Source organism: Anaerosalibacter massiliensis (assembly GCF_024623155.1).
Classification (GTDB): Bacteria; Bacillota; Clostridia; order Tissierellales; family Sporanaerobacteraceae; genus Anaerosalibacter; species Anaerosalibacter massiliensis.
Genome location: NZ_JANJZL010000001.1, coordinates 264,991 through 289,331, shown reverse-complemented (window position 1 = coordinate 289,331; position 24,341 = coordinate 264,991). Strand labels below are relative to the sequence as shown.

The window sequence follows — 24,341 nt, the reverse complement described above, 5'->3', positions numbered from 1 at the left end:
ATTATTGATTAAAGTGATGGAGGTTTTTTTATGGGGAAATATAGCAAGGATATTATTCAAAATAGAGTTTTAAAATCAGCATTTATTATTTTTTTTATATTTATGCTTTTAATATTTAGGTTATATTGGATTCAAATTATTAAAAATGAAGAATATAGATTGGCTGCGTTGAAACAGAGGGGAAAAGAAGTAGAAATATATCCTGCTCGTGGTATTATTTATGATAAAAATTTAATTCCTCTAACAAATAGGGAAAGAGTGCCTACGCTGTTTTTAATTGGAGATTACTTTTTAAAAGATAAAGAAGCTTTAGACTTTATTATGGATAAGGGTATTGAAACAGATCTTATAAATAGAGATATGAATCAATTTAAAGAAATAGAGATTGATGAATTGCTAGATAATGATTCACTGCCAAAAGGTATTTTTTTTACTGAAAAGATAGCAAGATATAATAAGGAAAATATTCTATCTCATGTTATTGGTCATACTAAAAAAAGTGAAAATAAAGGAGAGAGTGGAATTGAAAAGACTTTTGATGATGTACTAAAAAAAGAAAATACAGGTTCTATATATTTTGAAATTGACAATAAAAAAAATCCTATACTTGGAGGAGGCTATTCACTAGTAGAAAACAAAGATATAAATAAGCCTAGCAATGTACAATTAACAGTAGATTACCATATTCAAAAAATTGTAGAGGAAATAATGGATGAGGAAGGGATAAAGGGTTCCGTTATAGTTTCAGATACAAATAATGGTGATATTGTCGCTATGGCTAGTCGCCCTAATTTTATTCAAGGAGAAATAGATAATTTTTTTAATAGAGAAAACATGGAATTATATAATAAAGGAATTCAAGTTTCTTATCCTCCTGGATCTTTATTTAAGGTAGTAGTACTTCTTGCTGCATTAGAGGAAGATCCTAGTCTAATTAGGGAAAATTTTTATTGTAAAGGTTTTGAGGAGTTAAATGATTTAGTTATTAAATGCAATAAAGAGGAAGGACATGGAGAACTTTCTATAAAAGAAGCTTTTGCTAAATCTTGCAATTCTGCTTTTATTCAAATAGGAGAAAGAGTAGGCAGTGATAAAGTAATAGATGCGGCTAAAAAATTAGGATTTGGTGAAAAAATTAATATTGGACTTACAGAAGAGGTGAAAGGAAATTTACCTAAAGGTGAGGAAACTAAAGGGCCTTCTATTGGTAATATATCCATAGGACAGGGGAGTGTAGAGGTGACTCCGCTTCAAATAACTAATATGATAATGATAATTGCTAATAAGGGAGTTAAAAAAGATTTATCTATAATTAAAGGAATTGTTACAGATGATGGAAAGATGGTTAAAGAGTTTAATAAAGAAAAAAATGAAGAAGTAGTATCTGAAGAATCTTGTAAAGTTATAGATGAATATATGGCTGAAGTTATATTAAATGGGACAGCTAGAAGTATGAATTTGGAGGATATAGGAGGAGCAGCTGGAAAAACAGGTTCTGCCCAGGCAATATTGAACGGTAAAGATACTATACATGGCTGGTTTTCAGGCTATTTTCCTAGGGAAAATCCTAAATATGTTATAACAGTTTTTGTAGAAGATGATTCTTCAGGTTCAGCAAGTGCAATACCAATATTTGAAAAAATATCAAGAGAGATATGGAATAAAAACAGATAGGACTGGCACCTTAATTACTCCTACTTCATATACTTTAATATGGGGGAAAGTGGAGGTGCATTTATGATTCCATTGTTTTCTATAAGAGGGTTGTTTAAACCCTTTTTAATGTTTACTGGATATATTTCAAGCAATAATTCTTTTCCAAAACCTTTAAGTAGGGATGAAGAAGAAAAATACTTAAAATTATATGAAGAAGGAAATGAAGAGGCAAGAAACATATTAATAGAAAGAAATTTAAGACTTGTTGCTCATATGGTTAAGAAATATTCAAATACTGGAAAAGACATAGATGATCTTATTTCCATTGGAACTATAGGACTTATAAAGGCTATATCTACCTACGATAGAAAAAAAGGTACTAGATTAGCAACTTATGCAGCCAGATGTATAGATAATGAAATATTAATGACTATTAGATCAGATAAAAAGGTTAAATCAGAAGTTTCACTTCAAGAGCCTATTGGAGTAGATAAAGAGGGTAATGAAATTTCTTTAATAGACATATTAGGAACTGATATTGATGAAGTCATAAATGAAGTGGATTTAAAATTACAGATTAAAAAATTATACAGCAAAATGAGTAAGGTTTTAAAAGAAAGAGAAAAGACTATTATTGAATTGAGATATGGATTAGTAGATGGAGGATGTAGAACACAAAGGGAAATAGCTAGTATGTTAGGTATTTCTAGATCATATGTTTCTAGAATTGAAAAGAGAGCTATAAAAAAATTAAATAAGGCTTTAGATGGTTGATAAATAAAATAATATAAATAAAAAATCGGGATTTACCATCCCGATTTTGCTATTACATATTAGGAGTAATCCTTCTTAAAATTTCTTGAATTTCATCTGCAAAGCCAGAAACAGGTTTTCCATTCCTTATATCTCGGGCCATATTACTTAATCTTTTGTATAAATCTGCATCTGCAGTTACGCTTACAGTGGTAATATTATTGTCTGCATCTTTTACTGTTTTTTCAACTTTTCTTTTAATATCGTCAGTTACTCTTCCTTCTACATTGTTTTCCATATCAATTCCCACTAAGGCAGTATTTCCGGTTATTACGGTAGTACAACTATTTATATCATTTAAATCAGCAACTTTTCTAGATATGTTTTCTGCCCTGTTGGAAAGATCTCTATTCATATTATCAGTTGTGTTTCTATTATCATTTGTTCCAATATTATCAGTTATGTTTCTATTATCGTTTGTTCCAATATTATCAGTATCGTTTCTTCTAGTATCTTTCCCAAGATTATTATCGCCTCTTAAGTTATTGTTTAAATTCCCATCTATGTTTGTGTCATCTCTTGTATCTCTTCCTACTCTATTTTCCATCCTATTATTTCTAACATTAGGTCTCTGAGGTTGGCAACCAACTCCTAACAAAATTAATGCTAGAGAGAATATAAGGAATAGGAAAATTTTATTATTTTTCAAATTTTTCACCTCCTATAATTATTGTTTCATATTATCTTTTTTTTATTAAGGAATTTTATCATCTAAATGTATGAAAAAGGAATAATTAATATCATAAAAAATGTTATCATAATTGATATTAATTATTAAATAAAAAAACATAACAAATATTTAAATTATTTAAAATATTTGTTATAATATAAACATTGATATATTTAAAACGAAAGGTGAATTTTATGCTACTTAAAAAAATAGACTTAAAAAACATTCCAGTTGTAAAATTAATTGACTTAATAATAAATAAAGCTATTGATATGAAAGCTAGCGATATACATATAGAACCTTTTTCTAATAAAATTAGAATCAGATATAGAATCGATGGAGATTTAATAAATATTGGAAGGCTTCCAATAGAAAAACTATCTTCTATAATAACCAGAATAAAAATAATGGGCAAGATGGACATAGCAGAGAAGAGATTACCTCAAGATGGAAGAATAGAATTTTATCTTGAAGAAAGAACAGTAGATTTACGTATTTCAAGTTTGCCAACAATATATGGTGAAAAAGTAGTTATTAGGATTTTAGATAAAAATAATTTTATTTTTTCAAAAGAAGAATTAGGATTTTACTCAAAAAATTTAGAAACTTTTGAATACATATTGAAACAACCATATGGAATAATATTGGTTACAGGACCTACTGGAAGCGGTAAGACAACTACTTTATATTCAATATTGAGAGAATTAAATAGTATAGAAAAAAATATAATTACTATAGAAGATCCTGTTGAATATAAGTTAAAAGGCATAAATCAAGTTCAGGTAAATAATAAAGCAGGTCTTACTTTTGCTAATGGTTTAAGAACTATATTAAGACAAGATCCAGATATAATAATGGTTGGAGAAATTAGAGATTCTGAAACTGCTAAAATAGCTATAGGATCTGCTATAACTGGACATTTAGTTATTTCAACTCTACACACTAATGATACGGCTTCAAGTATTATAAGATTAGTTGATATGAAAATAGAACCTTATTTAATCTCATCTGCAATAATAGGAGTTATTTCCCAAAGACTTGTAAAGAAACTTTGTAGAAAATGTAAAATACCTTACGGTGCTAGTGAAAGTGAGAAGAAATTTTTAGGATCAAAACAAGAAGAACTAATTTTATATAAACCATGCGGATGTAAAAGTTGTAATAATGGTTTTAAAGGCAGAGTAGCAGTTCATGAAATTCTTCCTATAGATGAAGAGATAAGGGAATTAATAAATAAAAATCCATCTTCAAATGATATAAGAAACTTGGCAATAAAAAATGGAATGATTTCTTTACTTTCTAATTTAAAACAGCTTGCTTTAAAGGGTGAAATAGCCTTTGATGAAGTATTAAAAGTAGGATATACATTAAAGTAGAGGTGTTTTAATGAATTTTTTGAAATTAGTTAAATATGGTATAGAAGAAAAGGCCTCTGATATACATTTAGTAGCTGATACTTTCCCAATTTTTAGAGTTAATGGTGAATTAAAAAAATATGGAAATAGGAAATTGAATTCAGGAGATGTAGAAAAGATAGTTAAAGGTCTTCTAGATAAAAAACAATTAAGGAAACTTTATGAAGAGGGAGATGTGGATATAGCTTATTCAATAACAGATATAGGTAGATTTCGTATAAATATTTTTAAACAAAGAGGAAAATTAAGCTTATCTTTAAGAATCATACCAAATAATATACCTGCTATGAAAGAATTGAACATACCTGATGTAGTTAAAAAACTGATAAGTAAATCTAGAGGGCTTATTCTTGTTACAGGACCTACTGGAAGCGGTAAATCTACAACTTTAGCTTCTATCATAAATGAGATAAATGAAAAAAGAAATTGTCATATTATTACCTTAGAAGATCCAATAGAGTATGTACATAAACATAAAAAGAGTATTATTAATCAGAGGGAAATTGGAAGTGATTCAATAAGTTTTAATAAAGGGTTAAGATCAGCTTTAAGGCAAGATCCAGATGTAATTCTAGTGGGAGAGATTAGAGATTTAGAAACTATTAGTACTGTATTGACAGCTTCTGAAACTGGGCATTTAGTTCTTTCCACTCTTCATACCTCAGGAGCATCAAAGACTATAGATAGAATAATAGATGTATTTCCAGCACAACAACAGAGACAGATAAAAGTTCAATTAGCATCTGTTATACAAGGAGTAATATCTCAACAATTGCTAAAAAGCACTGAGGTGAATAAAAGGGTAGCAGCTTTTGAAATTATGATAGGTACTCCAGCTATAAGAAATTTAATTAGAGAAGGGAAAAATTATCAAATTGATACAGCTATTCAAACTGGAAAAAACTATGGTATGCAAACAATGGATAGTTCAATTTTAGATTTATATGAAAGAATGCGTATTTCTAAAGAAACGGCTTTAAATGGCTCAGTAAATAAAGATATACTAGCTAAATATCTTTAATAAGGTGGTGATATATTGATTTATAACTATAGAGCTGTTTCAAATAAGGGGGAAATAGTTAGAGGAAGTCATGAAGGGGAAAATATAGATGAAATTTTAGATATAATAAGAAATAACGGATATATTCCTATAAATATTGAAATGGTTAAGAAAGAGGAAATCAAAACGAAAAAATTATTCCAAACTAAAATTCAAAAAAAAGATATTTCTATATTTTGTCGTCAATTTTATACAATGCTAGAAGCAGGAATAGGTGTTATAAATTGTTTAGATACTTTAGAAAAACAAACAGAGAATAAACTTCTAAAAAAAACTATTGGACAAGTTCAAGAGGAAGTAGAAAAGGGAAATACCCTTTCAGAATCTATGAAAAAGCATAGAAAGGTCTTTCCTGATCTCTTTATAAATATGGTAGAAGCAGGAGAAATTAGTGGGTCTTTAGAGACAATATTAAAGAGAATGGCTCTTTATTATGAAAAAGAATATAAAATTGAAACAAAAACAAAAGGTGCATTAATTTATCCACTTGTCTTAATAATAGTATCCATATTTGTAGTTATATTTTTACTTGCTATAGTGCTACCCACATTTATAGGCATGTTTGAAAATAGTGATGTAACATTGCCAATACCAACAAGGATATTGCTGAAAATTGGATATAGCTTTAAAAAACATTGGTATATATATTTAGTTTCCTTATTAATTTTTTCTTTATTTATAAAAATTTACAAGGAAACTTATAAAGGAAGAATATTTTTAGATAGGCTTAAAATTGGATTGCCAGGCATACAGAAATTCAATTCCAAAATTATAACTTCTAGATTTACTAGAACACTTTCTACACTTTTATCTAGTGGGATTCCTCTTATACAATCATTAGAAATTGTAAATAAAACTATAGAAAATGAAGTAGTTATGGAAAAGCTTAACGAGGCAATTAAAAGTATAGAAAGAGGCTTACCATTATGGAAAAGTATTGAAAACATGAATATTTTTCCACCACTAGCTAATTCTATGATAAATGTTGGTGAAGAATCAGGTTCTCTTGTAGAACTATTATATAAAACTGCAGATTTTTATGAAGATGAAGTTGATACATCCCTTGAAACAGTGACAACTATAATAGAACCTATACTTATAATAATTATGGCATTTATTATTGGATTTATAGTTATAGCTATGGCAATGCCAATATTTGATATGGTGAATACTATCGAATTTTAATTGAAATTATTTTACAGGGGGAAGAGAAATGTTAAATAAATATGGAGAGAGATTAAAGAATAATAGTGGATTTACTTTACTCGAATTAATATTAGTAATTTCCATACTAGGAATACTTGCGGCAATTGCTGTACCTAAAATAAGCAAAACGAAGGAAATTGCAGAGATTGTAGCTCATAATGCAAATGTAAAAACATTAGAATCCGCAGCCAATATGTATATTTTAGATAAAGGAGTTCCAAATGGTAAGAAGAAAATAATATTGAATGATAATAATAATGAGCTAAAATCATATATAGAAGAAGTGCCAAAGATCCCAAATTCTATAAAGAAAGACGAGCATAGGGACTATTATACAGTTGTAATTAAAAGTGATGGTGAAATAGAAGTAGAGCCTAAAAAAAGAAATAAAGAAAATGAAAGTAAATAAAGGATGTTTAATATGACCATAATTATATTTATTTTAGGTACAATTGTAGGTTCATTTTTAAATGTATTTATATATAGAATACCAAGAAAAGAGGGCTTGACTTTTCCCTCTTTCCATTGTTCAAAATGTTTTAAACCTTTGAAGTGGTATGAACTTATACCCATATTAAGTTTTTTTATCCAAGGTGGCAAATGCAGATACTGTAAAGAAAGGGTGACCTTACAGTATCCATTTGTCGAAATATTGAATGGGTTTACATATTTGACTTTATATAATTATTTTGGTGTTGGTTTACAATTTGTATTTTATGCTATAATAATTGATATTTTAATTATTATAAGCCTTATAGATTATAATTTTCGAATTATTCCAAGCAAACTTAATATATTATTACTTATTTCAACTTTTATATACAAATTGTTTCAATTCCTATTATATGATATTTCGCCATATTTTCTCAATAGTATTATTGGACTAATTGCATCTAGTGGTATATTCCTATTGCTTCTTATAATATCAAAAGGAGGAGTAGGTGGGGGAGATATAAAACTTATGGGAGTATTAGGGTTTATTTTAGGGGCTGAATTATCTTTTTTAAATATATTTTTATCCTTTTTTATTGGGGCTATCGCATCTATTTTACTAATTATGCTTAAAATAAAAAGAAGAAAGGATTCAATTCCATTTGCCCCATTTATTTCTATAGCATTTATGATCACTATTTTATGGGGTAGAGATATTATTTATTGGTATTTTACTACTTTGTTTTAGCTATTATTAAAGAACGGGAGGGGAGATTTTGGTTTTTAAATTGGCGTTTTTAAATAGGACAATATTATCTATTGATATTGGTACATATGAGACTAAAGTAGTAGAGGGAAAAATAACTCATAAAGGGATAGTTATAAATAATTTTTTTTCTTTCTTAACTCCTGAAGGGGCTTATAGAGATGGACATATATTAGAAAAGGAACTCCTTTATTATGTATTAAAAGAGGAACTTAGAAAAAATAAATTATCTTCAAAAATTACTTATTTAACAATTAAAAGTAGTTCCATTATTACTGAGGAAATAAAAATTCCTGTAGTAAAAGATAAAGATATTGAAGGTATACTAAAGTACGAATTAAAAGAGTATCTACCCATAGGTATAGAAGATTATATAATACAATATAAAATACTTAATAAAATGAAAGTTGAAGAGATTGAAAAATTAAGGATACTATTAATAGCTATTCCTAAGGAAATAGTTGAAAATCATTTTATACTTTTAAGGGATTTAGGATTAAAACCTACTGTATTAGACTTTCAATTAAATAGTGTAAGTAAATTATTAAAATATAATCAAATTATAAATGAAAATCAAGATATTAAAGATACTGTTATAGCATTGATAGATTTAGGTTTTATAAATACCAGTGTAATTATAAATAGAAATGATGATATCTTGTTTAACCAAAGTATAGAATTTGGTGGTGATAGTATGAATGAAAACAGAATGAATGGAATAGATAAAGGAGATATTGAAATAATGCTAAAAGAAATAAATTCAGTATTTGTAAATTATAAAAAAATATATAAGGAAGACGAAATCAGAAAAATATTTTTATATGGAGGTCTTTCGAATATTAAAGATATGGGCAATATATTTGAAAAGTATTTTAATATGCCTTCTATCAGAATAAAAAATATGGACAATATTTATTTGAAGGAGGACTTAAATAAATATGTAAACTGTGTAGGTTGTATTATAAGGGCTGGTGAATAATATAATGAAAGACTTAAATTTTTTTAGTCCCTATGTAAAACCTAATAGATTTGAATTTGAAATATTATATTATTTTCTAATATTATCATTTATAGCGGGGGTTATTTTTTATAGCTTTATAAACGAAATGAAAATTGATAATCTTTTAAAAGAAGTAAATATATTAAAAAAAGAAGCTCAAAATGAAGAAATTCAAATTAAAGTTAAAAAACTAAAAAGAGAGAAAGAAGAAATAGAGAAAGATAAAAATATAACTAAAGAATTAAATAGTCTAGAAAAAGTTATTGAAGAAGAAGATATAATTGATGAAAAATTGTTAAAAGAAATTACTTTAAGAACTCCAAAAAATATTTCATTAAATTCTATAGAAATAAATTCAAATGTAATAGATATAAAGGGTATTGGGGAAGATAAATTCTCTATCGCTCAATTTGAACATAACTTAAATGAAGCAGAAAAATTTAAAGATGTATTTGTTTCAAACATATCCTTTGGAGAGAATAATTATAATTTCTCTTTAATAATAAGTCTTAAAGAAGAGGATGTGAGAAATAATGAAGATAATAGTGAACGAGAAAATTAATTTGAATAAAAGGGAAAGATATCTCTTAATATTATTAGGAACTATAATATTTTTTTGCTTTTTTCAAAAAACAATTTTTGCCGTACAAAAAGAAAGGATAAGAAAATTAGAAAAACAAAAAAATAAATATCAAGAGGAAAACATTGAAATAGATAAAATATTGAATGAAAAAGAGAAGATAAAGGAAAATTCTATTAGATTAAGTAGGGAAAAAGACAGAATATATATTCAATATTTTTCTAGTTTAGAACAGTCTCAAATTATTTATGTACTAGATGAGTTATTAAATGAATCAAAACTTAAAATATTAGATATAAATTTCTCTAAACCAGAGCTTGAAACAGAAAATGGAGTTTCTATTAATACTATGAATATATCTATCCTTTTTAAGGGGAACTATGAATATATTATAGAATGTTTAAAAAAAATAAAAAGCAATCCAAAAAAAATTTTAATAACTAATATTATTATAAATAGTGAAAATGATGATATTTTAACAGGGGAAATTGGACTAAAGTTATATAGTCTAGAAAATATATTAAATGTAAAAGAAAATACAGTTTCTATGAACTCTAATTTAAATTCTGAAAGGAAAAATCCTTTTAGTCCAATTAAGAAAAATGATGAAGGAATGGAAATTTTAGTAGAAGATAATTTAATAAATAGTGAAGAAGAAAATAAAATATATATGGATGATATTGTAAAAAAATCAGGCAACAATAGTAAAGTAAATAAAAATATATTTAATAACATTCAATATGTTCAAAAAGAATATATAAAAGAATATATACCTGAAACTAAAAGTTCAGAAGGTAAAGAAAAGACAGAGAAAAAACCTGAAGAACAAAAAAAGTATAAAGATAACTCTTCTAAATATGAAAAACAATTTTATATAGATTTAAGCAAAAGAAATATAATCATTAATTGTTCAGAAAACGATATGATTTTTTGGATTTATTCATGTGATAATTTAGATACTAAAATAAAATTAGTTTTTCTAGATAATAAGGGAAATAAAATTTATATAGAGAGCTTTGAAAAAGTGACTAGTAATAAATGGAAGTGTGTAGAATTTAAATTTCCAGAAAATAAATTCTCTTATCCTTTAAAATTGGACAAGATATATTTTGAGTTAGAAAATAATATAGATAAATCTAATTTTATTTTTGTTGATGGCATAGATATAAAGAATGGGGATTAAGTACTTTAAAAAATTAAAAAGGAGAGGACTTTAAATGCACAATTCTGTTGAACTCTCTAAAAATAAAATAGGTACAACTTTAATTGAGGTAGTATTATGTGTTGGGATTATATCTATTATATTGTTAATAGCTTTACCAAGCAGACAAGCTATATTAACTTTTAGAGAAAGAAAAGAATTAATGGAATTAAAAAATGACATAAATTATATAAGAAATAAAGCTATATGCGATATGATGAGATGTAGTATAAAATTTTTTCCCCAAAAAAATGCTTATAATATTTATAAATATGAAAGTTCCCAGGAATTAATTGCAAAGAAGCAGTTTAAAAGCAGTATGAAAATTGAAAAAGTAAATTTTTGTGAAGGATTAGAAGACTATTATGGGGAGTTAATGTTTACAGAGACAGGTGCTCCAAGAAGAGGAGGAAGAATAATTCTTAGGAATGGAAGAAATGAAAAAATTGTAATAACTGTAGAACCTGCTACAGGAAAGGTCAATATATATTTCAATGAGGAGTAGAAATTATGAACAAGAAAGGTTTTATTTTAGTAGAAGCTTTAATAGGGATATTTTTTGTAAGTTTAATATCTATTGTATTTTTTCCTATATTTACTTTAATAAACAATCAATTTTATAATATGGAGATTAAAAATGATATGAAATACTACGGAGAAACAATTATAGAAAGAATAAAAGCTTTTGACGATAATAGTGATGAATACATATTAGATATGAGTCTAGATGAAATTATTAACAATTTTTATAGAAAAGATGATGTTAGTATAAAGTTACCTTTAAATATGGATGGGAATTTTGATTATAAAGTAAATATTAATAAAAGAAATAGAGGTAATAATTTGTGGAAAATTATTGTAGAGGTATATCCTAAAACAAATAAAACGGAAATTGAAGGTGTTAGATTTGAAGCAAATATGCCCAAACCAGAAAAGAAGTAAAAAAAATTTTATATTGCTTGAAAATAAGGGGTTTACTTTGATAGAATTACTTTTAGGGGTTAGTATTTCTGGAATATTAGTATTGTCTCTATATTTTATATTTAATTATTCTGTGAAGACCAGTAAAATAGGAGAAGAAAAAGAAGAGTTTTTATTAAACGGACGATACGCTATTGAATATATGAAAAGAGAGATTAGAAATGGAGAAGAAATAATATCATCTGATAAAATTAATGGATTTAATAAAAAATATAAAAATAATTTTGGATTTGTTATAAAAGTTAAAAGGGATCAGGGATATAAATACGTTTCTTATTATTTGGAAAAAGGGAGTATACGTAGAATTGTATCTATAAATACAGCAAGTAAATATCCTTATATAGGTAGTTTCGAAGGACATAATAGGATAGTAGGAAATATAAGTTCAATTGAAGGCTCTAGAGTCGATTTTAAAAACAATAAAATAGTTTTAAATTTTCTAATGAATGGAGAATGGAATAACAATATGGAATTTAAAACAGAAATTTTTATGAGATGTCCGACAGATTATTAAATCGGGGGAGATATTTTGGACAATGATAAAGGTTCTATTCTTATTTTATCGATTATAATTGGAGCTATTATGTTTTTATTATCTAACTTTTTATTATATGCTATTCATCTAGACAATCAAATTGTTACTTCAAGTGTAAACAATACTCAGTCCTACTATTTGGCAGAGGACAAAATTTATCTTTGTTTTGACGAAGGGAGTACATATTATGACGAGTTGATTTCAATTTTAAAACATTATTTGAAATATAAGGGATTTAGCAATCCTCCAAATAAGAATACAATAATAATAGATAAAGAAGATTTAAACCTTGAGGATACAAAAAGAAAGGTTAAAACAGATACTTTTATAAAAGATAATATATTAAATGGCTGTATTGTAGCTGAATCTGATTATAAATCTATAGATAAAAAGGTTTGTGGAATATTTACAGTAATAAATCCTTTATATAATATGGGTGAACCAATAGTTTCTAAAAATATAGATGGAGAGTTTGAAAAAGAAGATATAGAAGAATTTATAAATCAAATTTTTAATGGTTTTAAACTTGAAAGTTTTGAAGATGATATTGAAATTATAGATGTAGATAGTTTTCACAGAGTAGATATATATATAAATGATGATAAAACAGAAAATATGAGAATAGATTTTTTTAAATATGAAGATGAAATAAAACCTATAGAGAAAAAGTATTTATCTAAGGATGAAATATTTTTAATTTTAAAAAATAAAAAAGACAGCAAATCTGAAGTAAATATATATGGAAATGAGAAAAAAGTTATAAATACATTTAAGGGAATTATATATGTTGATGGAAATTTAAATTTATATAATAAGGTGCAATTTAATGGAATTATAGCTATTAATTCTGGAAAATTAAATGTATGTTCTAAAATTGGCAAACCAAATATAAAAGGAATGTTCATAGTAAATAATTATATGGAAGATGAGAAATTAATTGAAGAAAAAGTAAACTTAGAATATCGACAGGAAATGGTAGACAGATTTGGAATATATCTACCTGAATATGTAAAACCGAAACTTTATATAGTAAGAGAAGGAGGAATGATAAAAAAATGAGATTACATATTTAATAGAAGATGAGGTTATTTATATAACAAATAAGGTGCTAAAGAATAAGGAAGATATATGTACATGTGAGAAATGTAAACTTGATATAGTAGCAATATCACTCAATAATTTACCACCTCAGTATGTTGTTACTGAGAAAGGGGAACTATATAAAAGAGTAAATAATATGAATATACAGTTTGAGATAGATATAACTAGAGAGGTAATCAAATCTATTGAAAAAGTAAACAAGAAACCTAGACATAAATAATTTTGGTGATGAGAATGAAGAATATTGTATTAATAGGACCTAGTGGTGCAGGCAAAACTTCAATAGGAAAATACATATCTAATATATTAAAAATTGAACATATTGATACAGATGATTTAGTTAAAAAACAATTTAATATGAGTATTGAGAAAATATTTTACAACTACGGTGAAGATTGTTTTAGAATGGAAGAAGCTAATATAGTTAAAAAAATAGCTGATAGAGATAATTTGGTTATATCCACTGGTGGAGGGGTGGTTATTAATAAAGATAATATAAGATATTTAAGAAAAAACGGCATATTATTTTTATTAACAGGAAATATAGATACCCTCACTCAAAATTTGATGTCTTCTAGAGAACAAAGACCTTTAATTGGCTGTAACAATATATATGGTAATATACATGACAAAATAAAAAACATATTTTTACAAAGGAAAGATTTGTATATTAACTCGGCAGATTATTTTATAAATATAGATAATAGAACTATTGAAGAAATCGGAGAAGAAATTATTTGGATTTATGAAAAATATTAAACTTGTAGTAATACAAAAGCCTTGCTATAATTAAAGTTGGTCATAGTTCTAATTTAAGGATATTAGAATTTACTAAATATTATAGGGCTAAAATAATTAAAAAATCAACTAAATATTTATTTTGATAATAGGAGGTATTATAGATGATTTCAGCAAATGACATAAGAAAAGGTGTAACTTTTGAAATGAATGGAGAAGTATGGCAAGTAATAGACTTTCAACATGTTAAGCCAGGAAAAGGTGCCGCATTTGTTAGAACTAAAATTAAAAATGTTATGACGGGAACAATAAGGGAAGTTACACTAAATCCAAATGAAAAATTCCCTAGGGTTCATATTGAAAATAAGGAAATGCAATATCTATATAATGACGGAGAATTGTATTATTTTATGGATAATGAAACTTTTGAACAAATACCTTTAAATAAGGAACAGGTAGAAGAAGATATTATTTATATTAAAGAAAATGATCAGGCAACAGTAAGATTTTATGAAGGGAAACCTTTTGAACTTGTAGCACCAAACTTTGTTGAACTTGAAGTAGTCGAAACTGAACCTGGCATAAAAGGAGATACTGCTACTGGAGCAACTAAGCCAGCAACTGTTGAGACTGGAGCAAGCTTTCAAGTACCACTTTTCATCAATACTGGAGATAAAATAAAAATAGATACTAGAACAGGTGAGTATTTATCAAGAGTTTAGGGCATAATTGAAATATATAAAAAATCTGAGGAGGGATTATATGGATCATTTATATCAGAAGGTTTCCTATTTAAAAGGGTTAGCTGAAGGTTTAGGAATTGAAGAATCAACTAAAGAAGGTAAATTGCTCCTACATATGGTAGATACTTTGGAAGATTTTGCTGAAACTATTGAGGAGTTAGATGAGTACATGAGCTATGTAGATGAAGATCTAGCTGATGTAGAGGAAGAAGTATATGGTTTAATTGACGAAGATTATGAATATGATGATTTTGAAGATGAATACAATTGTATAGAAATAAAATGCCCAGACTGTGATGAGGAAGATATAGAGTCCTTAGATAAAATGGAATAAAGAAATAAAGATACATCTTAAAACCTAGAACAAAATATTTTGTTCTAGGTTTTATTTTTTTAAAAAATTTAAGCATATTATTTGATTTTGGACATACTTATGTATAAAGGAGGGACAGGTTATTATGATGGATGAATCTCTAATATTTGATTATTTACTTCAATATATATCTCCTGAAATTAGCAATATATTATTTAAAATTTCTAAAGATGAAAAAAGAAAAATAGAAGAAATAAGGCTTAGAAATAATTCTCCCTTAATGGTTTGCTATGGAGGAGGAGATTATTATGTTTCAAGAAATGGAAAATTAATAGAGAATGAAAAATATAATTTTATGGTAAGTAAAAAACATTTATTTAAGACTTTTCAATTAGTAAGTAATTATTCAATATATGCTTTTGAAGAAGAGATAAGGAACGGATTTATAACTTTAAAAGGAGGTCATAGGGTAGGAATAGCAGGAAAAATCATCTATGGTCCTAATGGCATAGAAACAATTAAAGATATTTCGTCATTAAACATAAGAATTGCTAGAGAAAAAATAGGTGTTTCAGATGAAATTATGAAATATTTAATAAAGGAATCAAATTCGATATATCATACCCTAATTGTCTCTCCGCCCCAATGTGGTAAGACTACGCTTTTAAGAGATATTATTAGAAATATAAGTAATGGAATGCCAGGAGTAAATTTTAAAGGTAGAAAGGTAGGAGTAGTAGATGAAAGATCTGAAATTGCTGGGGTATATAATGGAATTCCACAAAAAAATATAGGTGAGAGAACAGATGTATTAGATGGCTGTCTTAAAAAAGATGGGATTATAATGTTGATTCGTGCCATGTCTCCAGAGATAATTGCAACAGATGAATTAGGAGGAAAGGAAGATATAAAAGCAATATATGAAGCTTTAAAAGCAGGAGTAATACTTATTTCAACAGTTCATGGGAAGGATTTAGAAGATATAATGACTAAAAATAATTTAGGTGAGTTAATAGAAGGAAAAATATTTGAAAGAATAATTATATTAGACAATTCAAAAGGAGTGGGGACAATTCGAGATATATTGGACGGGCATACATTCATTTCTGTTATTAATTAGGGAAGGTGTAATATTATGATTTTAAAGTTGATTGGAAGTATTTTAATAGTCTTATCTTCTAGCTTAATTGGTTATATATATGGAAAAAGCTATAAGGAAAGATTAGAGAATCTAATTTATTTAGAAAATTGCATAAAAATTCTAGAAACAGAAATTATGTATGGTGCTAGTCCACTGCCTGAAGCATTAGAAAATGTATATAACAAAGGAAATCAAAAAGTTTCATTTATTTTCGCCTTAATATCTAAGGCATTGAAAAAAAATAAAGATGGTGATGTCTTAGAATGCTTTTTAACAGTAGTGGAAAATATGAAAAAAGATTTGAATTTGAAAAAAGAAGATATAGAAGTTTTTTTAAACCTAGGTAGAACTATTGGTTCATCTGGTAGAAAAGATCAAGAGAAAAACTTTAAATTAATTCTAGCTCAAATAAAAGCATTGCAAAAAGAAGCTAGACTAGAAAAAGAAAAAAATGAAAAATTATTTAAAAATCTAGGTTTTTTATCAGGTCTAGCTATAGTTATTATATTACTATAAGGGAGAGAATAAAATGGATGTGGATTTAATATTTAAAATTGCTAGTATAGGCATATTGTCAGCAGTTTTGCATACCGTCCTAACTAGATCTGGAAAAGAAGAATATGCTTATTTAGCTTCTCTGGCTGGAGTAGTTATAGTCCTTGGAGTAGTTATAAATTTAATAAGTAAGTTGTTTGATAATGTAAAGTCGTTATTTCAGCTCTATTAACTAGGAAGTGATTATGTGGAGATATTTCAAATAGTAGGCATAGGATTAATAGCTACTATGATGATTGTATTTTTAAAAGATCAAAAGCCTGAATTTGCATTATTAATTAGTGTTGCAACAAGTATAATAATTTTTTATTTTATAATAGATAAATTTCAAGTAGTTGTGCAAGTTCTAAATAATTTAGCTAAAAATGCAAATGTAGATTTTATATATTTTACTACTATTTTAAAAATCATTGGAATAGCCTATGTTATTGAATTTGGAGCTCAGATTTCTAGGGATGCTGGTGAAGAATCAATTGCCTCTAAAATTGAATTAGGAGGTAAAGTAATAATAATGGTGCTGGGAATACCTATTTTAACGGCACTTATGGATTTAATAATAAAAATACTGCCATAAAGGTGAGTTAAAAATGATAAAAAAGAAAACGGTTATAATATTTTTTTTAATACTTATACTACCTACATGTATTTATGGCTCTGAAAGTGAAAATGATGATAATATAGATTATATCATGGAACAGCTTGAAATATTAGATATAGAGGAAATAGAAGAAGTGATAAAAAGCTTAGATGATGTAACATATGATTATTTTCCTGAAATAAACTTTAAAGATTTTGTTTTATCAATGATTAAAGGCGAGAGAACAATTAAAGCTGAAGATATATTAAAAGGCATGGGAAAGTTTTTCTTAAAAGAAGTTGCTGAAAATATAGCACTTCTAATACAAATATTAGCTATAACCATAGTTTGTGCTATTCTAACTAATTTGCAATCTAGTTTTGAAAATGATACTGTAGGAAAATTAGCCTATTATATATGCTATATATTATTAGCTACTATTGTAATAAAGAGTTTTACTGTAATAATGACACTAGGGAAAACAACCGTAGATAATATGGTGAATTTCATGCAAATAATACTTCCAATTTTATTAACACTTTTAGTAGCGGTAGGTGGAATTACTTCTAATGCTATTTTTCATCCAATAGTATTAGGAACTGTAAATATAGTAGGAGTATTAGTAAAAGATATAATATTTCCATTTATATTTTTTTCTTTCACCATTGGGCTAATGAGTAGAATATCAGAAAAAGTCCAATTTACTAAGTTATCAGAACTTTTAAGACAAGTAGTAGTTACAGTTATTGGAATTTCATTGACAATATTTATAGGAATTATGTCTATGTATGGGATAGCATCAAAAGTTGATGGAGTTACAGTAAGAACGGCCAAATTTGCTATGGACAAATTCATTCCAATTGTAGGAAAATTTCTATCAGATGCAATGGATACAGTAGTAGGCTGTTCTGCGGTGCTAAAGAATGCAGTGGGTGTTATAGGACTATTCACATTATTTCTCATATGCATTATACCGATTATAAAAATAATTGCTTTGATTTTTGTATATAAGGTAGTCATAGCAGTTATTGAGCCAGTTTCTACTATAGAAATTGGAGAATGTTTAAATGAAGTCAGTAAATCTTTATTATTAGTATTAGCTAGCTTGCTATCCGTATCAATTATGTTTTTTATAACTATTACAATAATAGTTGAGGCAGGAAATATAACTGTAATGCTAAGGTAGGTGAGAAAATTGGGATTGTAACATTTTTAAAAAGCTGGGTTATAGATATAGTTACAATGGTTATATTCATATCATTTTTAGAGATGATTTTGCCTAATAGCAATATGAAAAGATTTATAGATATGATAGTTGGACTTTTAATTATAGTTGTCATTATAACTCCATTCATAAAAATTATTTCTAGAGATATAGATATAGAAAAGCATTTTTTATTGAGTAATAACAAATTAAATAGTGAATTGAAAAACAATCATATAAATGAGGATGAAAAAGTTTCGAAATTACAGGAAGAACAAATAATTAAAGCTTATGAAAAAAATATTGAAAAAGAAATACAAAATTTGATAGAAAAAGAGACAGATTATGAACTGGAAAGCATAGAAATAACAATAGATAATGAATTAGAAGCTGAAGATTATGGATCAATAAGAGAAATGAGTTTAGTTTTAAGAGATAAAAAGAAGAAATCATTAAAAAATAAAAAAGAAATACAAGTAGAAAAGATAGAAAATGTTTGGATAAAAAATAATAAAATAAAAAAAGAAGATAAAGATTTTGAGGATAGTAATAAAATAAAAAAACTTATAGCAAAAGAATATGGTTTACCAATAGACAAAATTTCTACTCATTTAATAGGAAACGGTAGGTGAAAAGTATGGAATTTAATTTTAAAATTAAAGAATTATTACAAAAGATAACTAATAAGAAATATATAAATAAATTATTAATAATATTAATAGTAGGTATAATGCTTTTAATTACTTCTAGTATATTTAAGCAGGATAAAGAAAAAGAGACAATTAAAAAGAATAACAACATAAAGGAAAAAAAAGAGGAGAATTACATGGAAGATTATGCATATGAATTAGAAAAAAAACTGGAGAAAATTTTAGGTCAAATTAAAGGTGCAGGAAAAGTAAATGTAATGGTAACTTTAGATGAAACTACTGAAAAAATTCCTGCTGTTAATAAGACAGAAAATCAAGAAAAAACTAATGAGGAAGATTCTCAAGGAGGTGTTCGAGAAATCAAAAGAGAGGACTCCAGCGTTCAGGTTGTAACGAAGGGTAATGATGGTTCAATACTAGTACTAAAAGAAATAAAACCAAAGGTAAAAGGTGTGATAGTTGTTGCAGAGGGAGCTTATGATATAGAGGTAAAGGAACAATTATATGAGGCTGTGAAAACAGCTCTAGGTATATCAGGCAACAAAGTGGAAGTCTATTCTAGTAATTAAGTAAGGGGGGCTTTATATGTTTACTTTAAAAAAACCAGCGATTATAACAATTTTAGTTGCACTATTAGTTTTAACAGGATATGTTAATCATCAGCTAACACAAAATTCTGTTTCAAAAATTTCCAATGACTATCAAAGTCATGAAGAGAAAGAATTAGCTAAAGCTAAAAAATCAAATAACAAAGATTCTGTAGAAACCATTTCAAAAGAAAAAAATAACAAAAATGTTTCTAATCTAACAGAAGAAATAAATGACAACATAGAAAAGACTATTTCCAAGGAAGAAAACCTTAAAAGTAGCAATTATTTTGTAGAACATAGACTGTCTAGAGATAAGATGAGGGCAAATTTAGTAGATGACTTAAGAGATATTGTTGAAGATGAAAAAACTAATAATGAGATAAGAACAAAAGCTCAAAGCGAGATTATCAGCATGGGAGAAATGTCTGAAAAGGAATTGTACATGGAGGGGCTTATTAAAGCTAAGGGATTTGAAGAAGCTCTTGTGTTCTTAAAAGAAGATGGAGCAAAAGTAGTAGTGTCTGTAGACGAATTAACAGAACAGGATGTAATTAAAATATTAGATATAGTGAAAAATGAAACTAAGTTAGATCCTTCTAAAATAAAAATTATGAAAAAACAATAGATTTATAATTTTTAATATTACTCTTATCAAAAGATAATTATAAGGTGACATTATCATAAAATAATAATAAATTGAGAAAATATCTGTTGACAAAAAAGAAAAATTATAATAAAATCATACTGTCAAGCAATTTGCTTGACAGTATGATTTTGTTGTGGTGATTTTGATGGTAGATAAAATTGTTGAAATAGGTATCTTGTTTGATTTTTATGGAAAGCTTTTAACTGAAAGTCAGTATTTAGCAATAGAATTTTATTATGTATATGATTTGTCTTTAGGAGAAATTGCTGAAGAGCTTAATATAAGTAGACAGGGAGTTTATGATAGATTAAAAAGAGCAGAAAATATATTATATAGTTATGAAGAAAAATTAGGATTAGTTAAAAAATTTTCTTTTACTAAAGAAAAGGTGAAGGAAATATTAAAATATTCCCATGACATTGAGACTGAGGCAGAAAAGTTAGGGTTTGAGAAGACTGAATGTAATATTAAAAAAATCAAAAAGATTGCCTTAGAAATATTAGAAAGTGACCAGGAGGGTATATAATGGTATTTGAAAGTTTATCTGAAAAGCTTCAAAATGCTCTGGGAAAATTAAAAGGCAGAGGAAAGTTGACAGAAAAAGATGTGAATTCATCTATGAGGGAAGTTAAACTGGCTCTTTTAGAAGCAGATGTAAACTTTAAAGTTGTAAAAAATTTTATAAACGATGTTAAAGAAAGAGCAGTTGGTTCAGAAGTTATGGAAAGTTTAACTCCAGGACAGCAAATAGTTAAAATTGTTAATGAAGAATTAACTAACTTAATGGGAGAAAAAGAGAGTAAGTTAGAATTTTCTCCTACACCTCCAACTGTAATACTTATGTGTGGTCTACAAGGAGCAGGTAAGACTACTACTGCAGGAAAACTTGCAAATATTTTAAAAAATCAAGATAAAAGACCTTTATTGGTGGCCTGTGATATATATAGGCCAGCAGCAATTAAACAATTGCAGGTTGTAGGAGAGAAAGTAGATGTGCCTGTATTTTCTATGGGTGATAAAAATAATCCTGTAGATATTGCAAAAGCAGCAGTTGAACATGGGAAAAGGAATGGAAATGATATAATAATAATAGATACTGCAGGCAGACTCCATATAGATGAAGAACTCATGGATGAATTAGAAGGAATAAAAAGCGAAGTAACTCCTAATGATATATTACTTGTTGTAGATTCTATGACGGGACAAGATGCAGTTACTGTAGCAGAAACTTTTAATAGTAGACTTGGTATTACTGGCGTAGTACTTACTAAATTAGATGGAGATGCCCGTGGAGGAGCAGCTTTATCTATTAGAGCTGTTACAGAAAAGCCTATAAAATTTGTAGGAATGGGAGAAAAACTAGATGAATTAGAACCGTTCCATCCAGACCGTATGGCCTCAAGAATACTTGGAATGGGTGATGTATTAAGTTTAATAGAAAAGGCTGAAAAATCTTTTGATGCACAAAAAGCTATGGAATTAGAAAAAAAGATTCGTAGCCAACAATTTACATTTGATGATTTTTTAGATCAATTAGATCAAATGAAAAACTTAGGACCTTTAGATCAGGTATTAGGTATGATACCTGGTATTAATTCTAAACAGTTAAAGAATTTAAATGTAGATGAAAAAGAGATCGTAAGAATAGAAGCTATTATTCAATCTATGACAAAAGAAGAAAGAACTGATCCTGCTATTATAAACAGCAGTAGAAGAAAAAGAATAGCTAAAGGTAGTGGAACTTCTGTACAAGAAGTAAATAGACTATTAAAGCAGTTTAGAGAAACAAAGAAGATGATGAAGAGATTTACTGATATGGAAAAAAGCATGAAGAAAAAAGGTAAGTTTGGACTTCCCTTTTTCTAAGAATAGATATTTTTAAATTAAAGGAGGTGAAAATATGGCAGTTAAAATTAGATTAAAAAGAATGGGTGCAAAGAAAAACCCTTTTTATAGAATTGTAGTTGCTGATTCTCGTTCCCCAAGAAATGGAAGATTTATAGAAGAGATAGGATACTATAATCCTTTAACAGAACCTATAACTATGAAGGTTGATGATGAAAAAGCTGTTAAATGGCTAACTAATGGTGCAAAACCTACTGATACAGTTGATAGACTTTTCAGAGAAGGTGGAGTTTACGACAAGTGGAATGAAAGTAAGGAACAACAATAATTCCTTAGGGGGTGAAAGTTGTGGGAGAATTAGTTGAGATAATTGCTAAAGCGCTTGTAGATAATCCTGATGAGGTAGAGGTAAATGAAGTGGAAGGAACTCAATCAGTAATTATAGAACTTAAAGTTGCTCAAGAAGATATGGGGAAAATAATAGGTAAACAAGGTAGGATAGCTAAAGCTATTAGGACAGTAGTAAAAGCAGCTGCTATTAAAGAAAATAAAAGAGTAGTTGTAGAAATTATACAGTAGGGATTAGCTTTCTAATCCCTTTTTTACTACCAATTGGCAGGTGAGGCTATGGATTATATTCAAGTAGGAAAAATTATAAATACCCAGGGGATTAAAGGAGAAATAAAGATTTATCCGTTTACAGATAATATTTATAGATTTGATGAGCTTAAAAAAGTTTATATTGGTGAAAGAAAAGTATTAGTGTGTATTGAAAATGTTTGGTATAAAAAAGAATTTATAATTTTAAAACTGGAAGGATACGATAATATAAATGAAGTGTTAAAATTTAAAAATGAATATTTATATATTGATGAAAGAGATAGAGTTAGACTTCCAAAAAATTCTTATTTTATATTTGATATAGTAGGTTGCAATGTATTAGATAGCAGTAAAAATAGTATAGGGATTGTAACTGAAGTCATAAAAAATACAGGCAATGATATATATATTGTAAAAAATAAATGCAATAATAAAGAATATTTGATTCCAGCAGTGAAACAATTTATAAAAAAAATAGATATTGAGAATAAGAAAATAATTATTGAACCTATTAAAGGATTGATAGAATGAAAATAGATATTCTGACTTTATTTCCTGAAATATTCCATGGTATATTTAACTGGAGTATAATAGGTAGGGCAGTAGAAAAAGAATTAGTCAAACTTAATTCTATAGATATAAGAGATTTTTCAAAAGATAAGCATAAAAGAGTAGATGATTATCCTTTTGGTGGAGGACCAGGTATGGTTATGAAACCAGAGCCCATTTATGAAGCTATAAAAAGTGTTAAAAAAGATGGATCTAAAGTTATTTATTTATCTCCTAAAGGGAAGGTATACAATCAAGAAATGGCTAATGAATTAGCAAGGGAAAAGCATTTAATACTTTTATCAGGACACTATGAGGGAATTGATAATAGAATTGTAGAAAATTATGTAGATGAAGAAATATCTATAGGAGATTATGTTTTAACTGGAGGAGAAATTCCAGCTTTAGTTTTATTAGACTCTATAGTAAGGCTTATTCCAGGAGTTCTTAGTAGCAAAGAGTCATTTATGGAAGAATCTCATTATAATGGGCTTTTAGAGTATCCACAGTATACTAGGCCTAGGAATTTTAAAGGAGACAATGTTCCCGAAGTTCTTCTATCTGGAAACCATAAAGAAATTGAAAAATGGAGATTATATGAATCATTAAAAATGACTTACTTGAACAGGGTAGATTTAATAAAAAAAAGAAATTTAACTAATGAAGAAAGAGCTATTCTAAAAGAAGTTTGTAGAGATTTAAAAAATAAATAAATATTGTATTTTAAACATACATATGCTATAATACACAAGGTATGGTATAAAGGACGGTCCT

At 27.1% G+C, this 24,341-nt stretch carries 33 protein-coding genes; 32 read left to right on the top strand and 1 reads right to left on the bottom strand.

Annotated elements, in window-relative coordinates; genetic code table 11:
* Positions 1-30 precede the first annotated feature (30 nt).
* Positions 31-1,674: a peptidoglycan D,D-transpeptidase FtsI family protein gene (locus NSA23_RS01710; protein ID WP_042681615.1), complete on the top strand. Its 1,644-nt coding sequence runs from the start codon at positions 31-33 to the stop codon at positions 1,672-1,674.
* 63 nt (positions 1,675-1,737) lie between these two features.
* Positions 1,738-2,430, top strand: coding sequence for an RNA polymerase sporulation sigma factor SigK (sigK, locus tag NSA23_RS01705; protein WP_042681618.1), 693 nt, complete (start codon positions 1,738-1,740; stop codon positions 2,428-2,430).
* A 52-nt stretch (positions 2,431-2,482) separates the two neighbouring features.
* On the opposite strand, the gene NSA23_RS01700 is transcribed toward sigK, so the two are convergent.
* Entirely contained in the window at positions 2,483-3,118 is a 636-nt protein-coding gene (locus NSA23_RS01700) for a YhcN/YlaJ family sporulation lipoprotein (protein ID WP_050069796.1), read from the bottom strand.
* 215 nt (positions 3,119-3,333) lie between these two features.
* Between NSA23_RS01700 and NSA23_RS01695 the strand changes: the two genes are divergently transcribed.
* The 30 genes from NSA23_RS01695 to trmD all read left to right on the top strand — a co-directional run bounded on the left by NSA23_RS01695 (position 3,334) and on the right by trmD (position 24,280).
* Complete coding sequence (locus NSA23_RS01695; protein WP_050069797.1) at positions 3,334-4,515, top strand: GspE/PulE family protein; 1,182 nt, start codon at positions 3,334-3,336, stop codon at positions 4,513-4,515.
* 10 nt (positions 4,516-4,525) lie between these two features.
* Positions 4,526-5,575 carry a type IV pilus twitching motility protein PilT gene (locus tag NSA23_RS01690; RefSeq protein ID WP_042681621.1) on the top strand — a complete coding sequence of 350 codons (1,050 nt, stop codon included), beginning with the start codon at positions 4,526-4,528 and terminating at the stop codon, positions 5,573-5,575.
* 15 nt (positions 5,576-5,590) lie between these two features.
* Positions 5,591-6,799, top strand: a complete 1,209-nt coding sequence (locus tag NSA23_RS01685; protein ID WP_050069798.1) for a type II secretion system F family protein — start codon at positions 5,591-5,593, stop codon at positions 6,797-6,799.
* Between the two features lie 28 nt (positions 6,800-6,827).
* The gene (locus tag NSA23_RS01680) at positions 6,828-7,229 is read left to right on the top strand and encodes a type II secretion system protein (RefSeq protein ID WP_042681627.1); all 402 of its coding nucleotides are present in this window, start codon (positions 6,828-6,830) and stop codon (positions 7,227-7,229) included.
* Between the two features lie 12 nt (positions 7,230-7,241).
* On the top strand, positions 7,242-8,000 hold the full coding sequence (locus tag NSA23_RS01675; protein ID WP_050069799.1) for a prepilin peptidase: 759 nt from the start codon (positions 7,242-7,244) through the stop codon (positions 7,998-8,000).
* Between the two features lie 28 nt (positions 8,001-8,028).
* Entirely contained in the window at positions 8,029-8,997 is a 969-nt protein-coding gene (gene pilM, locus NSA23_RS01670) for a type IV pilus biogenesis protein PilM (protein WP_042681631.1), read from the top strand.
* A gap of 127 nt (positions 8,998-9,124) precedes the next feature.
* Positions 9,125-9,580 carry a PilN domain-containing protein gene (locus NSA23_RS01665; protein ID WP_257490066.1) on the top strand — a complete coding sequence of 152 codons (456 nt, stop codon included), beginning with the start codon at positions 9,125-9,127 and terminating at the stop codon, positions 9,578-9,580.
* Positions 9,552-10,781 carry a hypothetical protein gene (locus tag NSA23_RS01660; protein ID WP_257490065.1) on the top strand — a complete coding sequence of 410 codons (1,230 nt, stop codon included), beginning with the start codon at positions 9,552-9,554 and terminating at the stop codon, positions 10,779-10,781. The genes NSA23_RS01665 and NSA23_RS01660 overlap by 29 nt, the downstream gene beginning before the upstream one ends.
* A 34-nt stretch (positions 10,782-10,815) precedes the next feature.
* Positions 10,816-11,304, top strand: coding sequence for a hypothetical protein (locus tag NSA23_RS01655; protein ID WP_042681639.1), 489 nt, complete (start codon positions 10,816-10,818; stop codon positions 11,302-11,304).
* 5 nt (positions 11,305-11,309) lie between these two features.
* Positions 11,310-11,741, top strand: coding sequence for a type II secretion system protein (locus tag NSA23_RS01650; protein WP_257490064.1), 432 nt, complete (start codon positions 11,310-11,312; stop codon positions 11,739-11,741).
* The gene (locus NSA23_RS01645; protein ID WP_257490105.1) at positions 11,698-12,294 is read left to right on the top strand and encodes a PilW family protein; all 597 of its coding nucleotides are present in this window, start codon (positions 11,698-11,700) and stop codon (positions 12,292-12,294) included. The genes NSA23_RS01650 and NSA23_RS01645 overlap by 44 nt, the downstream gene beginning before the upstream one ends.
* A 15-nt stretch (positions 12,295-12,309) precedes the next feature.
* Entirely contained in the window at positions 12,310-13,374 is a 1,065-nt protein-coding gene (locus tag NSA23_RS01640; protein WP_042681645.1) for a hypothetical protein, read from the top strand.
* A 1-nt stretch (position 13,375) separates the two neighbouring features.
* Positions 13,376-13,636 (top strand): late competence development ComFB family protein, encoded by a 261-nt coding sequence (locus tag NSA23_RS01635; RefSeq protein ID WP_257490104.1) that lies wholly within the window; start codon positions 13,376-13,378, stop codon positions 13,634-13,636.
* A gap of 14 nt (positions 13,637-13,650) precedes the next feature.
* Positions 13,651-14,175, top strand: coding sequence for a shikimate kinase (locus NSA23_RS01630; RefSeq protein ID WP_042681647.1), 525 nt, complete (start codon positions 13,651-13,653; stop codon positions 14,173-14,175).
* A gap of 143 nt (positions 14,176-14,318) precedes the next feature.
* Complete coding sequence (gene efp, locus NSA23_RS01625) at positions 14,319-14,876, top strand: elongation factor P (protein ID WP_042681649.1); 558 nt, start codon at positions 14,319-14,321, stop codon at positions 14,874-14,876.
* 40 nt (positions 14,877-14,916) lie between these two features.
* Positions 14,917-15,231, top strand: a complete 315-nt coding sequence (locus tag NSA23_RS01620; RefSeq protein ID WP_257490063.1) for a CD1247 N-terminal domain-containing protein — start codon at positions 14,917-14,919, stop codon at positions 15,229-15,231.
* 124 nt (positions 15,232-15,355) lie between these two features.
* Positions 15,356-16,330 carry a stage III sporulation protein AA gene (gene spoIIIAA / locus NSA23_RS01615; protein WP_042681653.1) on the top strand — a complete coding sequence of 325 codons (975 nt, stop codon included), beginning with the start codon at positions 15,356-15,358 and terminating at the stop codon, positions 16,328-16,330.
* A 15-nt stretch (positions 16,331-16,345) separates the two neighbouring features.
* Positions 16,346-16,867: a stage III sporulation protein SpoIIIAB gene (spoIIIAB, locus tag NSA23_RS01610; protein ID WP_042681654.1), complete on the top strand. Its 522-nt coding sequence runs from the start codon at positions 16,346-16,348 to the stop codon at positions 16,865-16,867.
* Between the two features lie 13 nt (positions 16,868-16,880).
* Positions 16,881-17,078 (top strand): stage III sporulation protein AC, encoded by a 198-nt coding sequence (gene spoIIIAC / locus NSA23_RS01605; RefSeq protein ID WP_042681655.1) that lies wholly within the window; start codon positions 16,881-16,883, stop codon positions 17,076-17,078.
* Positions 17,079-17,093: 15 nt separating this feature from the next.
* Positions 17,094-17,480 carry a stage III sporulation protein AD gene (spoIIIAD, locus tag NSA23_RS01600; protein WP_042681657.1) on the top strand — a complete coding sequence of 129 codons (387 nt, stop codon included), beginning with the start codon at positions 17,094-17,096 and terminating at the stop codon, positions 17,478-17,480.
* A gap of 13 nt (positions 17,481-17,493) precedes the next feature.
* Entirely contained in the window at positions 17,494-18,669 is a 1,176-nt protein-coding gene (gene spoIIIAE, locus NSA23_RS01595) for a stage III sporulation protein AE (RefSeq protein ID WP_257490062.1), read from the top strand.
* Between the two features lie 8 nt (positions 18,670-18,677).
* A complete protein-coding gene (gene spoIIIAF / locus NSA23_RS01590) occupies positions 18,678-19,319 on the top strand; it encodes a stage III sporulation protein AF (protein WP_338080852.1) in 642 nt (213 codons plus the stop codon).
* A gap of 5 nt (positions 19,320-19,324) precedes the next feature.
* Entirely contained in the window at positions 19,325-19,906 is a 582-nt protein-coding gene (spoIIIAG, locus tag NSA23_RS01585) for a stage III sporulation protein AG (protein WP_042681661.1), read from the top strand.
* Between the two features lie 16 nt (positions 19,907-19,922).
* A complete protein-coding gene (locus NSA23_RS01580) occupies positions 19,923-20,552 on the top strand; it encodes a SpoIIIAH-like family protein (RefSeq protein WP_042681663.1) in 630 nt (209 codons plus the stop codon).
* A gap of 166 nt (positions 20,553-20,718) precedes the next feature.
* The gene (ylxM, locus tag NSA23_RS01575; protein ID WP_042681665.1) at positions 20,719-21,099 is read left to right on the top strand and encodes a YlxM family DNA-binding protein; all 381 of its coding nucleotides are present in this window, start codon (positions 20,719-20,721) and stop codon (positions 21,097-21,099) included.
* Positions 21,099-22,439 (top strand): signal recognition particle protein, encoded by a 1,341-nt coding sequence (ffh, locus tag NSA23_RS01570; RefSeq protein ID WP_257490061.1) that lies wholly within the window; start codon positions 21,099-21,101, stop codon positions 22,437-22,439. The genes ylxM and ffh overlap by 1 nt, the downstream gene beginning before the upstream one ends.
* Positions 22,440-22,473: 34 nt before the next feature.
* Positions 22,474-22,746, top strand: a complete 273-nt coding sequence (gene rpsP / locus NSA23_RS01565; protein ID WP_042681669.1) for a 30S ribosomal protein S16 — start codon at positions 22,474-22,476, stop codon at positions 22,744-22,746.
* Positions 22,747-22,766: 20 nt separating this feature from the next.
* Positions 22,767-22,997 carry a KH domain-containing protein gene (locus NSA23_RS01560; RefSeq protein WP_042681671.1) on the top strand — a complete coding sequence of 77 codons (231 nt, stop codon included), beginning with the start codon at positions 22,767-22,769 and terminating at the stop codon, positions 22,995-22,997.
* Between the two features lie 48 nt (positions 22,998-23,045).
* The gene (gene rimM / locus NSA23_RS01555; protein ID WP_042681673.1) at positions 23,046-23,549 is read left to right on the top strand and encodes a ribosome maturation factor RimM; all 504 of its coding nucleotides are present in this window, start codon (positions 23,046-23,048) and stop codon (positions 23,547-23,549) included.
* Positions 23,546-24,280 (top strand): tRNA (guanosine(37)-N1)-methyltransferase TrmD, encoded by a 735-nt coding sequence (gene trmD, locus NSA23_RS01550; protein ID WP_257490060.1) that lies wholly within the window; start codon positions 23,546-23,548, stop codon positions 24,278-24,280. Before rimM ends, trmD begins: the two co-directional genes overlap by 4 nt.
* Positions 24,281-24,341 lie beyond the last annotated feature (61 nt).